The sequence below is a fragment of the Acidovorax sp. YS12 genome (genome assembly GCA_021496925.1).
Taxonomy (GTDB): Bacteria; Pseudomonadota; Gammaproteobacteria; order Burkholderiales; family Burkholderiaceae_C; genus Paenacidovorax.
The window spans coordinates 174,917-187,732 of the sequence record CP053915.1; the positions used below are offsets into that span (position 1 = coordinate 174,917).

At 64.7% G+C, this 12,816-nt stretch carries 12 protein-coding genes; 7 read left to right on the forward strand and 5 right to left on the reverse strand.

Annotated features, from left to right (window positions below):
* Positions 1 to 3 precede the first annotated feature (3 nt).
* From pheA to gyrA, 3 genes are all read right to left on the reverse strand, one after another.
* Positions 4 to 1,101, reverse strand: a complete 1,098-nt coding sequence (pheA, locus tag YS110_00850) for a prephenate dehydratase (protein UJB63412.1) — start codon at positions 1,099 to 1,101, stop codon at positions 4 to 6.
* 9 nt (positions 1,102 to 1,110) lie between these two features.
* Positions 1,111 to 2,220, reverse strand: a complete 1,110-nt coding sequence (serC, locus tag YS110_00855; protein UJB63413.1) for a 3-phosphoserine/phosphohydroxythreonine transaminase — start codon at positions 2,218 to 2,220, stop codon at positions 1,111 to 1,113.
* A gap of 105 nt (positions 2,221 to 2,325) precedes the next feature.
* A complete protein-coding gene (gyrA, locus tag YS110_00860; GenBank protein ID UJB63414.1) occupies positions 2,326 to 4,968 on the reverse strand; it encodes a DNA gyrase subunit A in 2,643 nt (880 codons plus the stop codon).
* A 241-nt stretch (positions 4,969 to 5,209) separates the two neighbouring features.
* Between gyrA and YS110_00865 the strand changes: the two genes are divergently transcribed.
* The 3 genes from YS110_00865 to YS110_00875 all read left to right on the forward strand — a co-directional run bounded on the left by YS110_00865 (position 5,210) and on the right by YS110_00875 (position 7,519).
* Positions 5,210 to 5,848 (forward strand): OmpA family protein, encoded by a 639-nt coding sequence (locus YS110_00865; protein ID UJB63415.1) that lies wholly within the window; start codon positions 5,210 to 5,212, stop codon positions 5,846 to 5,848.
* 106 nt (positions 5,849 to 5,954) lie between these two features.
* Positions 5,955 to 7,046 (forward strand): enoyl-CoA hydratase/isomerase family protein, encoded by a 1,092-nt coding sequence (locus YS110_00870; GenBank protein ID UJB63416.1) that lies wholly within the window; start codon positions 5,955 to 5,957, stop codon positions 7,044 to 7,046.
* On the forward strand, positions 7,046 to 7,519 hold the full coding sequence (locus YS110_00875) for an acyl-CoA thioesterase (GenBank protein ID UJB67308.1): 474 nt from the start codon (positions 7,046 to 7,048) through the stop codon (positions 7,517 to 7,519). The genes YS110_00870 and YS110_00875 overlap by 1 nt, the downstream gene beginning before the upstream one ends.
* A gap of 13 nt (positions 7,520 to 7,532) precedes the next feature.
* Here the strand turns inward: YS110_00875 and smpB are convergent, their stop codons facing one another.
* Positions 7,533 to 8,006 carry an SsrA-binding protein SmpB gene (gene smpB / locus YS110_00880; protein UJB63417.1) on the reverse strand — a complete coding sequence of 158 codons (474 nt, stop codon included), beginning with the start codon at positions 8,004 to 8,006 and terminating at the stop codon, positions 7,533 to 7,535.
* Between the two features lie 128 nt (positions 8,007 to 8,134).
* On the opposite strand from smpB, the gene YS110_00885 reads away from it, so the two are divergent.
* Both YS110_00885 and YS110_00890 read left to right on the forward strand, forming a co-directional pair.
* Entirely contained in the window at positions 8,135 to 8,575 is a 441-nt protein-coding gene (locus YS110_00885) for a type II toxin-antitoxin system RatA family toxin (GenBank protein UJB63418.1), read from the forward strand.
* On the forward strand, positions 8,568 to 8,894 hold the full coding sequence (locus YS110_00890; GenBank protein UJB63419.1) for an RnfH family protein: 327 nt from the start codon (positions 8,568 to 8,570) through the stop codon (positions 8,892 to 8,894). The genes YS110_00885 and YS110_00890 overlap by 8 nt, the downstream gene beginning before the upstream one ends.
* Positions 8,895 to 8,906: 12 nt before the next feature.
* Here YS110_00890 and YS110_00895 read toward each other — a convergent pair whose 3' ends face one another.
* Complete coding sequence (locus tag YS110_00895) at positions 8,907 to 9,419, reverse strand: DUF4124 domain-containing protein (protein UJB63420.1); 513 nt, start codon at positions 9,417 to 9,419, stop codon at positions 8,907 to 8,909.
* Between the two features lie 69 nt (positions 9,420 to 9,488).
* Here YS110_00895 and guaB point away from each other — a divergent pair, with 69 nt between their 5' ends.
* Positions 9,489 to 10,964 carry an IMP dehydrogenase gene (guaB, locus tag YS110_00900; GenBank protein ID UJB63421.1) on the forward strand — a complete coding sequence of 492 codons (1,476 nt, stop codon included), beginning with the start codon at positions 9,489 to 9,491 and terminating at the stop codon, positions 10,962 to 10,964.
* 74 nt (positions 10,965 to 11,038) lie between these two features.
* Complete coding sequence (gene guaA / locus YS110_00905) at positions 11,039 to 12,655, forward strand: glutamine-hydrolyzing GMP synthase (protein UJB63422.1); 1,617 nt, start codon at positions 11,039 to 11,041, stop codon at positions 12,653 to 12,655.
* Positions 12,656 to 12,816 lie beyond the last annotated feature (161 nt).

The window sequence follows — 12,816 nt, forward strand, 5'->3', positions numbered from 1 at the left end:
TCCTCAGGCCGAAACCGGGTAGGTGCCCAGCACCTTGTAGAAGGCGCACAGCTGCTGCAGCTCTTCCAGCGCGGCGTGCACGTGCGGCTGGGCCGGATGGCCCTCGATGTCGATGTAGAAGTAGTACTCCCACTGGCCGGTGCGCGCGGGGCGCGACTCGAAGCGCGTCATCGACACGCCGTGCCTCTTCAGCGGCACCAGCAGGTCGTGCACGGCGCCGGGGCGGTTGGGCACGGAGATGATGAGGCTGGTGCAGTCCTTGCCCGAAGGCGCGGCCGTGGCCAGGGTGTGCGGCAGGCAGATGACGGCGAAGCGCGTGCGGTTGTAGGCGTCGTCCTGGATGGCGTGGGCCACCACGTGCAGGCCGTACTGCTGCGCCGCGCGCTCGCTGGAGATGCCGGCCCAGGCCGGATTCGTGGCTGCCAGGCGCGCGCCCTCGGCGTTGCTGGAGACCGGGCGGCGCTCGGCGTGCGGCAGGTGCTTGGACAGCCAGCCCTGGCACTGCGCCAGCGCCTGCGGGTGGGCCAGCACGGCCTCGATGCCTGTGGCCGAGTTGCTGCTGCGCAGCAGGTTGTGGCGCACCAGCAGGCTGACCTCGCCCACCACGTGGCAGGGGGTGTGCAGGAACATGTCGAGCGAGCGCGTGACCACGCCCTCGTTCGAGTTTTCGACGCCCACCACGCCGTACTGCGCGCTGCCGGCGGCCGTGGCGTGGAACACTTCGTCGAAGCTGTTGCAGTACATCAGGTCGGCGGCACCGCCGAAGTATTCGATGGCGGCCTGTTCGCAGAACGTGCCCTCGGGCCCGAGCACGGCCACGCGCTGGGGCGATTCGAGCGCCAGGCAGGCGGACATGATCTCGCGCCAGATGGCGGCAACGTGCGCGCCCTTGAGCGGCCCGGGGTTGGCGTGGGTGATCTTTTCGATCACCTGGGCCACGCGGTCGGGGCGGAAAAAAGGCGTTCCTTCGCGCTTCTTGACCTCGCCCACGCGCTCGGCCACGAGGGCGCGCTGGTTGAGTAGGGTGAGCAGTTGCTGGTCGATGTTGTCGATCTGCACGCGCAGGCTGGCCAGATCGGGGGAGGCAAGGGGGGTGTTCATTCCGGGGCTTCAGGCGTGGAGGCGTTCAAAGTCTTGGAGGTAGTCCACCAGGGCCTGTACGCCTGCGATCGGCATGGCGTTATAGAGGCTGGCACGCATGCCGCCCACGGACTTATGGCCCTTGAGCTGCAGCAGGCCGCGTTCTTTGGCGCCCTGCAGGAAGGCGTCGTTGCGCGATTCGTCCTGCAGGAAGAACGGGACGTTCATGCGCGAGCGGCAGTGGGGTGCGACCTTGTTCACGTAGAACGGCGAACGGTCGATGAAGTCGTACAGCAGCTGGGCCTTGGCGATGTTGCGTGCCTGCATCGCCGCCACGCCGGTGAGCGCGCCTTCGCGTTGGCGCTTGAGCCACTGGAAGGTCAGGCCGGCCATGTAGATGCCCCAGGTGGGCGGGGTGTTGTACATGGATTGGTTCTCGGCGACGACACGGTAGTCGAACGCACTCGGGCAGATAGGCAGGGCGTGGCCCAGCAGGTCTTCGCGCACGATGACCAGCGTCAGCCCGGCTGGGCCGATGTTTTTCTGCGCGCCACCGAAGGCCAGGCCCACGCGCTCCCATTGAACCGGGCGGGAGGCCACGTGCGAAGAGAAGTCGATGACCAGCGGCGCATCGCAGCCCAGTGCTTTCAGGTCGGGCAGCTCATGGAACTCGACACCGTGGATGGTTTCGTTGCTGCACAGGTGCACATAGCTGGCCCCGCGGCTGAGCTGCCACGACGCAGGGGTGGGCAGGGTGGTGAAGCCGTCCGCCTCGTTGGATGCGGCGGTGTGCACTTCGGCAGCGTACTTTTGCGCTTCCTTGCGCGACTTCTGGCTCCAGGAACCGGTGACGACGAAATCCACGGTGGCTGCGCGCGACAGGTTCAGCGGCACGATGGCGTTCTCGGCGAGGCCGCCGCCTTGCATGAACAGGATTTTGAACTCGGCGGGCACGGCCAGCAGCTCGCGCAGGTCGGCCTCAGCCTGTTCGCAGATGGAGACGAACTCCTTACCGCGATGGCTCATCTCCATCACGCCCATGCCGCTGCCGTGCCAGTCGAGCATTTCGGCGGCAGCCTGCTGCAGCACTTCTTCAGGGATGGCCGCAGGGCCGGCGGAAAAGTTGTACGGGCGTTTCATGGTTTTTTGAATCAAATCGGGCTCCAGGCCTTGCTGGGTGCGCGCTGGTAGCTCTGCTTTTGATAGTGGGCGCGCGTCCGCCAGGGGCGGGCGCGCGCGGGGCGGTCAGGAATGGGGCGCGGGGTCGCCGGGCGGCGCGGCCTCATCGGCAGCGTCGCTCTCGTTGGCGTCGTTCTCCACGATGCGCTGCAGGCCGCTGAGCTTGGCGCCTTCGTCGAGCGCGATCAGCGTCACGCCCTGCGTGGCACGGCCCAGTTCGCGGATCTCGGCCACGCGCGTGCGCACCAGCACGCCGGTGTCGGTGATGAGCATGATCTCGTCGTCGGCATGCACCAGCGTGGCGGCCACGACCTTGCCGTTGCGCTCGCTCTGCTGGATGGCGATCATGCCCTTGGTGCCGCGGCCGTGGCGCGTGTACTCGACGATGCTGGTGCGCTTGCCGTAGCCGTTCTCGGTGGCGGTCAGGACGCTTTGCGATTCATCCTCGGCCACCAGCATGGCGATCACGCTCTGGCCGTCCTCCAGCATCATGCCGCGCACGCCGCGCGCCTGGCGGCCGAGCGGGCGCACGTCGTTCTCGTCGAAGCGCACGGCCTTGCCGCCGTCGGAGAACAGCATCACGTCGTGCTGGCCGTCGGTTAGCGCGGCGCCGATGAGGTAGTCGCCGTCATCGAGGTTGACGGCGATGATGCCGGCCTTGCGCGGGTTGGAGAACTCGTCGAGCGCCGTCTTCTTCACGGTGCCCATGCTGGTCGCCATGAACACGTAGCGGTCTTGGGGGAAGCTGCGCATGTCACCGGTCAGCGGCAACACCACGTTGATCTTCTCGCCGTCCTGCAGCGGGAACATGTTGACGATGGGCCGCCCGCGCGAGCCGCGCGAACCGGCGGGCACCTCCCACACCTTGAGCCAGTACAGGCGGCCCCGGTTGGAGAAGCACAGGATGTAGTCGTGCGTGTTGGCGATGAAGAGCTGGTCGATCCAGTCGTCTTCCTTGGTCGCCGTGGCCTGCTTGCCGCGCCCGCCGCGCTTTTGCGCGCGGTATTCGGACAGGGGCTGGCTCTTGATGTAGCCGGTGTGCGATAGCGTCACCACCATGTCGGTGGGGGTGATGAGGTCTTCGGTGGAGAGGTCTTGCGCGCTGTGCTCGATTTCGCTGCGGCGCGCGCCCAGCTTGGTCTGGCCGAACTCCTGGCGCACGGCGGTGAGTTCTTCGCCAATGATGGTGGAGACGCGTTCGGGCTTGGCCAGGATGTCTAGCAGGTCTTCGATGTGGGCCATGACCTCCTTGTACTCGGCCACGATCTTGTCCTGCTCCAGGCCCGTCAGGCGCTGCAGGCGCATTTGCAGGATTTCCTGCGCCTGGGTGTCGGACAGACGGTACAGCCCGTCGCTCTGCATGCCGAATGCGCGCTCCAGGCCCTCGGGGCGGTAGTCATCGGCGTTCACCACGCCGCCGTCAGCGCGCGTGCGGGTGAGCATCTCGTGCACCAGCTGGCTGTCCCAAGCGCGCGTCATCAGTTCGGCCTTGGCCACGGGCGGCGTGGGCGATTCGCGGATGATGCGGATGAAATCGTCGATGTTGGCCAGCGCCACTGCCAGGCCTTCCAGCACGTGGCCGCGCTCGCGTGCCTTGCGCAGCTCGAACACGGTGCGCCGCGTCACCACCTCACGGCGGTGCTGCAGGAACACGGCGATCAATTCCTTCAGGTTGCACAGCTTGGGCTGGCCATCGACCAGCGCCACCATGTTCATGCCGAAGGTGTCCTGCAGCTGCGTTTGCTTGTACAGGTTGTTCAGCACCACCTCGGGCACTTCGCCGCGCTTGAGTTCGATCACCAGGCGCATGCCGGACTTGTCCGACTCGTCCTGGATGTGGCTGATGCCTTCGAGTTTCTTCTCGTGTACCAACTCGGCCATGCGCTCCTGCAGCGTCTTCTTGTTCACCTGGTAGGGCAGCTCATCCACGATGATGGCTTGGCGCTGGCCTTTGTCGATGTCCTCGAAGTGCACTTTCGCTCGCATCACCACCTTGCCGCGTCCCGTGCGGTAGCCATCTTTCACGCCGTTGATGCCGTAAATGATGCCCGCCGTGGGGAAATCGGGCGCCGGGATAATTTCCATCAACTCGTCGATCGACGCTTCGGGGTGGCGCAGCATGTGCAAGCAGGCGTCTACCACTTCGTTGAGGTTGTGCGGCGGGATATTGGTTGCCATGCCCACGGCAATGCCTGCCGAGCCGTTGACCAACAGGTTGGGCAGCCGCGTGGGCAGCACCAGTGGTTCCTTTTCACTGCCGTCGTAGTTGGGGCCGAAATCGACGGTCTCCTTGTCGATGTCAGCCAGCATTTCATGGGCAATTTTCGACAGGCGGATTTCCGTGTAGCGCATGGCGGCAGCGTTGTCGCCATCGACGGAGCCGAAGTTGCCCTGGCCATCGACCAGCATGTGGCGCAGCGAGAAATCCTGGGCCATGCGCACGATGGTGTCGTACACCGCGATGTCGCCGTGCGGGTGGTATTTACCGATGACATCGCCGACGATACGCGCCGATTTCTTGTAAGGGCGGTTCCAGTCGTTGTTCAGCTCGTGCATGGCGTACAGCACACGCCGGTGCACGGGCTTGAGGCCATCGCGCGCGTCGGGTAGCGCACGGCCCACGATCACGCTCATGGCGTAATCGAGATAGCTGCGGCGCATCTCCTCTTCGAGGCTGATGGGCAGGGTTTCTTTGGCAAACTGGGTCATGAAAGACGGTGCAATCGACGCGGGTAAAAGGCCATTTTAGAGGGAAGCGCATGTGGCGACTGCGCAACATATGGCGCCGAATGCGCTTTTGTCTTACGTGGCGCGCCTGGAGTGGTCACGTTTTCCGCTGTTACGTATGGCACAATCGTTTCAGCGTTTTTGGTGATGGTCACTGACAACGTCCCCCAACGTTACTCAATTTCGCAGCGCGGCTGCGGCTTTTTTCCCCAAGAGGAGAACCATGAAGAAACTCAACAAAGTGGCGATGTTGTTTGCCTCCGCCGTGATCGCAACCGCTGCTGGCGCTCAAACCGTCGACAACTGGAAGAACGGCTCTGGCGAGCTGGTCTGGAAGAACGGCACCAACGAACTGTGCTGGCGCGATGCCAACTGGACGCCCGCCACGGCAGCCGAAGGCTGCGACGGCGCGCTGGTCAAGGCTGCTGAGGCGCCGGCTCCGGTTGCTCAGCCTGCTCCCACGGCCAAGCCTGCTCCTGCTCCGGCACCCGCTCCGGTGGCTTCTTCCAAGGTGACCTACGCCGCTGACGCCTTCTTCGACTTCGACAAGGCTGTGCTGAAGCCCGAAGGCAAGGCCAAGCTGGATGATCTGGTCTCCAAGGTCAAGGACATCAACCTGGAAGTCATCATTGCCGTGGGTCACACCGACTCCATCGGCAGCGATGCCTACAACCAGAAGCTGTCGGTGCGCCGCGCCGAAGCTGTGAAGGCTTACCTGGTGTCCAAGGGCATCGAGAAGAACCGTGTGTACACCGAAGGCAAGGGCAAGAAGCAGCCCGTGGCCGACAACAAGACCAAGGAAGGCCGCGCCAAGAACCGTCGCGTGGAAATCGAAGTGGTCGGTACCCGCGCCGCCAAGTAATCTTCCCGATTACGAAAAAAGCCCCGGTGACGGGGCTTTTTTTATTTATGCCTGCATGGCAGGGCGTGCGTTTTTGAATGAATGGCTTGGATAGGAAGGAACAACAATGATGGAGATGACGGGCGATGTGATCGCCGAAGTGCGTGGACAGGTGGGCTGCATTACCCTGAACCGGCCCAAGGCGTTGAATGCCCTGTCGCTGGGCATGGTGCGCGATTTGATGGCGACGCTGCTGGCCTGGCGGAACGATCCCCGGGTGCTGGCCGTGGCGATTCGCGGCAGCAACAAGGAAGGGCCTTTCGGCGCATTTTGCGCGGGGGGGGATATCCGCTTTCTGCACCAGGCGGGCAGCCAGGGCAACCCGCAGATCGAGGATTTTTTCACCGAGGAATACGCGCTCAACCACCTGATCCACCAATACGGCAAGCCTTACATCGCCTTCATGGACGGCATTGTCATGGGTGGCGGCATGGGCATTTCCCAGGGGGGCAGTGTGCGTGTCGTGACCGAACGCACCAAGATGGCCATGCCGGAGACGGCTATCGGCCTGTTCCCTGATGTCGGTGGCGGCTATTTCCTCTCGCGCTGCCCGGGCCATGTGGGTGAGTGGCTGGCACTCACGGGCGAGACGATCGGTGCGGGCGATGCCGTGGCTTTCGGCCTGGCCGATGGCTGCATGCCTTCGGGCGAGCAGGCCGCGCTGTGGGAGCAATTGGGCAGCCAGAACTTTGCCGACGGCAAGGCCGTGGAGCACCTGGTTGCTTCCAAGTTCATAGCTGCTGACGCACAGCACACAAGTGCTAGAGCCGAAATTGACCAATATTTTGGTGCGGCCAGCGTGGCGGACATCGTGGCGGCGCTCGAAGCCTCCAGCAGTGCCTGGGCGCAAGCGGCTGCCGTGACCCTGCGCAAGCGCTCGCCGCTGATGCTGTACGTGGTGCTGGAGCAGATCCGCCGCGCGCGCGGCATCGGCTTGGCCGCCGACCTGCGCATGGAGCGCGACATGGTGCGCCACTGCTTCCACCTGCGCCCAGGCCAGAGCGAAACCCTGGAAGGGATACGCGCGCTGGCGGTGGACAAGGACCACAGCCCGAAGTGGCAGCCGGCACGGATCGAGGACGTGACGCCTGCCATGTGGCAGCCTTTCTTCGACAGCCCCTGGCCGGCCCACGCGCACCCCCTGGCGGACCTGGCGTGATGCTCGTGCCCGGCGGTGCGGCGGACCTGCCGTGGGACTATCCCCTGCCGTTCGTCGTGCCGGTGGTGCCCGAGGCCACCGACATCGACGGGCTGCGGCACACCAACAACGCGATCTACGTGAACTGGTGCGAGATGGCCGGCTGGGCGCACTCCGAGGCACTTGGGCTCTCAGTGGCGGACTATCAGCGGCTCAACCGTGCGATGGTCATTCGCAAGGCGGAGTACGAATACCTGCTGCCCTCGCTGCTGGGCCAGCAACTGGCCCTGGGAACCTGGATCACGGCCAGCGATGGCAAGCTCACGATGGAGCGGCGCTTCCAGTTGATCCGTGTGGCGGACCGTGTCGTCATCCTGCGGGGGCGCTGGGAGCTGGTGTGCGTGGAACTCGACAGCGGCAGGCCGCGTCGCCTGCCCGAGGTGTTTGCCGCCGTGTATCTGCCGGTGCTGGTGGCCGCCGCTCCCAAGGAGTGACCGAGCCGCGCCGTCAGCGGTGGCGGCTCTTCATGGCGCGCTCCACCTCGCGCTTGCCCTCGCGGTCCTTGATGGTGTCGCGCTTGTCGTGCTCGGCCTTGCCCTTGGCCAGCGCGATCTCGCATTTCACGCGGCCATCCTTCCAGTGCAGGTTCAGCGGCACCAGGGTGTAGCCCTTCTGTTCCACCTTGCCGATGAGGCGGCGGATTTCCTCCTTGTGCAGCAGCAGCTTCTTGATGCGCGCGGCGTCCGGGCTGACGTGGGTGGAGGCGGTCTTGAGTGGGTTGATCTGGCAGCCAATCAGGAACAGCTCGCCCTCCTTGATGATCACATAGCCGTCGGTGAGCTGTACCTTGCCTTCACGCAGCGCCTTCACCTCCCAGCCGTGCAGCACCATGCCGGCCTCGTGGCGTTCTTCGAAGAAATAGTTGTAGGCCGCTTTCTTGTTGTCGGCGATGCGGGAAGAGGTATCGGGTTTCTTGGCCATGGAACAGGGTGTCTCGTGGCGCCGTCAAATGGTGGAAAAAGGCTTTCCTACAATCGGCACCTGGTCCCCGATTCTAGATTCGCACGCCGTGCCGTCCTGCTGCATGGGGTTGCGTTGCCGATACCTTCATGAAAACCGTCCATAAATCCGTCCTGATCTGGTATGCCCCCGAGGAAATGTTTGCCCTGGTGACGGATGTCCAGCATTACCCCGACTTCCTCCCCTGGTGCGACCATGCCAGGGTGATGGAGCAGCACGGGCAGGGCATGACAGCCGAGGTAGGCATTGCCATGGGCGGGCTGCGCCAGGCCTTCGTCACGCGCAATGTCCATGAAACCGGGCGGCGCGTGCAGATGAACCTCGTGCGTGGCCCTTTCTCACAGCTGCAAGGGGACTGGCACTTCCATCCGGTCGGAGATGGCCAGGAGCGTGCTTGCCGGGTCGAGTTGCTGCTGCGTTATGGCTTCGACAACAAGGCCCTGGCGGCGCTGGTGGGGCCGGTGTTCGACCGCATCGCGGCATCGATGGTGGATGCCTTCATCAAGCGTGCCGAACAGGTCTATGGCTGAGACGGGCCTGCAGGTGGTGGTCTGCGCCAGCCTGGCGGCGGGGCAGGTGCAGGAGGTGGAAGTGGCCTTGCCTGTGGGGAGCCGCATTACCGATGCATTGGCCGCGAGCGGCTTGGCGCTGCCTTGGGATGCGCCGTGCGGGCTCTGGGGGGATGTGGTGCCGCGCGACGCCTTGCTGCGCGATGGCGATCGGGTGGAGGTCTATCGTGCGCTCACGGTCGATCCCAAGGTGGCCCGGCGCGAGCGCTTCGTGCGCCAGGGGGCGCGCAATGCGGGGCTGTTTGCCCGCCGCCGTCCTGGTGGCAAGGCGGGCTATTGAAGGCTGAACGTCTCAGCCCCCGGTGCCGCAGTTGGACGCAATGATGCCGTCCAGGCGCTGGATTTCCTGGGCCCGCGTGGCGTCGTCCACGACGATCTGCTCGCCCTGGGCATTGGTCTGGACGATGCGGCGGCCCGATTCGTAGGTGGTCTTGGCGCGGCGCGCACGCTCGCAGTTGTCGGCGCGCACTTCGGCCCTGCGCTCCTCTTCGGCCTTGGCCTTGGCGGCTTCCTCGGCTTCGGCCTGGGCTTTCTTCTTTTCCAGTTCCTTGTCCTTGCCGCTGGGCTTGGGGGCGGCGGCCGCAGGGCTGGGGGTCGCCTGGGCTGCTGGTGCTGCCTGGGCTGGCGCGGTAGCGGGCTGGCGCATGTTGGGCTGGCGCAGGATGTTCTTGTCCGGAATGTCGGCCGGCGGCGGGCGGTCGCTGAAGACCTTGCGGCCATCCTTGTCGATCCATTGCCATTGGGCCGCGGCGCTCAGGCAGAAGCAGCAGGCAGCGGCAGCCAAGAGAAAGCGGTGCGTTTTCATGGGGCCTCAGTGTATCTGGCACGGCGCATTTTGCGGTGCGGGTACAATCCGTTTTTTGGAGCAAAGTTCATGCGCCTTCTTGGAAAAGCGCTCACCTTCGACGACGTGTTGCTGGTGCCTGCGTACTCCCAGGTCCTGCCGAAGGACACCTCTCTCGCCACGCGTTTCACGCGCAACATCACCCTCAATCTCCCCCTCGTGTCCGCAGCCATGGACACCGTGACCGAAGCGCGCTTGGCCATCGCCATTGCGCAGGAAGGGGGCATTGGCGTCATCCACAAGAACATGACGGCCGAGCAGCAGGCGGCCGAGGTGGCGAAGGTCAAGCGCCACGAGTCCGGCGTGGTGCACGATCCCGTGGTCATCACACCCGAGCACACCGTGCTGCAGGTGCTGGAGTTGTCGGAGAACCTTGGCATTTCCGGCTTTCCCGTATGCGATGGTGGCAAGGTCGTGGGCATCGTCACCAGCCGCGACGTGCGCTTCGAGACGCGCTACGACGTCAAGGTCAGCCAGATCATGACGCCGCGCGAGAAGCTCATCACCGTCAATGAGCAAGACGGCACGACTCCCGCGCAGGCCAAGACGCTGCTTAACAAGCACAAGCTGGAGCGCCTGCTGGTGGTCAACGATGCCTTCGAGCTCAAGGGCCTCATCACCGTCAAGGACATCAACAAGCAGACCACCTTCCCCAACGCGGCCCGCGATGCCGAAGGCCGCCTGCGCGTGGCCGCCGCCGTGGGCGTGGGTGCAGGCACGGAAGAGCGCGTCGCGGCCCTGGTCAAGGCCGGGGTGGACGCCATCGTCGTCGATACCGCGCACGGCCACAGCAAGGGCGTGATCGACCGTGTTCGCTGGGTCAAGCAGAACTATCCGCAGGTCGATGTCATTGGCGGCAACATCGCCACCGGCGCGGCGGCGCTGGCGCTGGTGGAGGCTGGTGCTGATGCGGTCAAGGTGGGCATTGGCCCAGGCTCGATCTGCACGACCCGCATCGTCGCGGGCGTGGGCGTGCCGCAGATCATGGCCATCGACAGCGTGGCCACGGCGCTCAAGGGCACCGGCGTGCCCCTGATCGCCGACGGCGGCATCCGCTACTCCGGCGACATCGCCAAGGCGATCGCCGCCGGTGCCTCCACCATCATGATGGGCGGCATGTTCGCCGGCACCGAAGAGGCGCCCGGCGAAGTCATCCTGTACCAGGGGCGCAGCTACAAAAGCTACCGGGGCATGGGCTCCATCGGCGCCATGCAGCAGGGCAGCGCGGACCGCTATTTCCAGGAGTCCAGCACGGGCAATCCGCACGCGGACAAGCTGGTGCCCGAGGGTATCGAAGGCCGCGTACCCTACAAGGGCTCGATGGTCTCCATCGTGTTCCAGATGGCGGGCGGCGTGCGCGCCGCCATGGGCTACTGCGGCTGCGCCACCATCGCCGAGATGAACGACAAGGCGGAGTTCGTCCAGATCACGGCCGCCGGCATCCGCGAAAGCCACGTCCACGACGTGCAGATCACCAAGGAAGCCCCCAACTACCGAGCCGATTGACGCTGCTCGCATCGCAGGCCCGAACCCGCTGCCAGGCGTTCGGGCCTTTGTCATTTCTTCCTGTCGCCATCTCCATGCAACACGACAAGATCCTCATCCTCGACTTCGGCTCCCAGGTCACCCAGCTCATCGCACGGCGCGTGCGCGAGACCCATGTGTATTGCGAGGTGCACCCTTGCGACGTGAGTAGCGAGTGGGTGCGCGCCTTCGCGGCCGACGGCAAGCTCAAGGGCGTGATCCTGTCGGGTAGCCATGCCAGCGTGTACGAGGTGGACGACCGCGCCCCCGACGCCGTGTTCGGGCTCGGCATCCCCGTGCTGGGCATTTGCTACGGCATGCAGACCATGGCCACGCAGCTCGGCGGCAAGGTCGAGGGCTCCAGCAGCCGCGAATTCGGCTATGCCGAAGTGCGCGCCCATGGCCATACCGCATTGCTGCAGGGCATCGAGGACTTCGCCACGGCCGAGGGCCACGGCATGCTCAAGGTCTGGATGAGCCATGGCGACAAGGTCACCGTGCTGCCCCCGGGCTTCAAGGTCATGGCGTCCACGCCGTCCTGCCCCATCGCCGGCATGGCGGATGAGTCGCGCCGTTTCTACGCGGTGCAGTTCCATCCCGAAGTCACGCACACCGTGCAGGGCGCCGCCATGCTCGGCCGCTTCGTGCGCGAGATCTGCGGCGCCAAGGCCGACTGGATCATGGGCGACTACATCGAGGAAGCCGTCGCCAGGATCCGCGAGCAGGTGGGTGATGAGGAAGTGATCCTCGGCCTGTCGGGCGGCGTGGATTCGTCGGTGGCTGCGGCGCTGATCCACCGCGCCATCGGCGACCAGCTCACCTGCGTTTTCGTGGACCACGGCCTGCTGCGACTTCATGAGGGCGACATGGTCATGGAGATGTTCGAGGGCAAGCTGCACGCCAAGGTGGTGCGTGTCGATGCGTCCGAACTGTTCCTGGGCGAACTGGCGGGCGTGTCGGAGCCCGAGCAGAAGCGCAAGATCATCGGCCGCCTGTTCGTCGACGTGTTCAAGGCCGAGGCCGGGAAGCTCAAGGCCAGCGGCCAGGGCCACAAGGGCGCGACCTTTCTGGCGCAAGGCACGATCTACCCCGACGTGATCGAATCGGGCGGCGCCAAGAGCAAGAAGGCCGTTACCATCAAGAGCCACCACAACGTGGGAGGCCTGCCCGAGCAGCTTGGCCTGAAGCTGCTGGAGCCGCTGCGCGACCTGTTCAAGGACGAAGTGCGCGAGCTGGGCGTGGCGCTGGGTCTGCCCCGCAACATGGTCTACCGCCATCCGTTCCCCGGGCCGGGCCTGGGGGTGCGCATTCTGGGTGAAGTGAAGAAGGAATACGCCGACCTGCTGCGCCGTGCCGACGCCATCTTCATCGAGGAGCTCACCCGCTGGACCGACGAACAGACCGGCAAGAGCTGGTACGACCTGACCAGCCAGGCCTTCACCGTGTTCCTGCCGGTCAAGAGCGTGGGCGTGATGGGCGACGGCCGTACCTACGACTATGTGGTGGCCCTGCGTGCAGTGCAGACCAGCGATTTCATGACCGCCGACTGGGCCGAATTGCCCTACGGGCTACTGAAAAAAGTGTCGGGTCGCATCATCAACGAAGTGCGCGGCATCAACCGTGTGACCTACGACGTGTCGAGCAAACCGCCAGCCACCATTGAGTGGGAGTGAATTTAGGTCCTTCAAGGACTATCGCCAGCTATCGATAAGGCTGCTGTAACGTGTTGATTTAAAAAGAAATACGTCGCGGTAACTATCGATGGCTATCGCCGACCAGCAAAAACGGTTGACGGTAGAGCTGACGGTAAGAATTGATGCGCAATTAAGACACT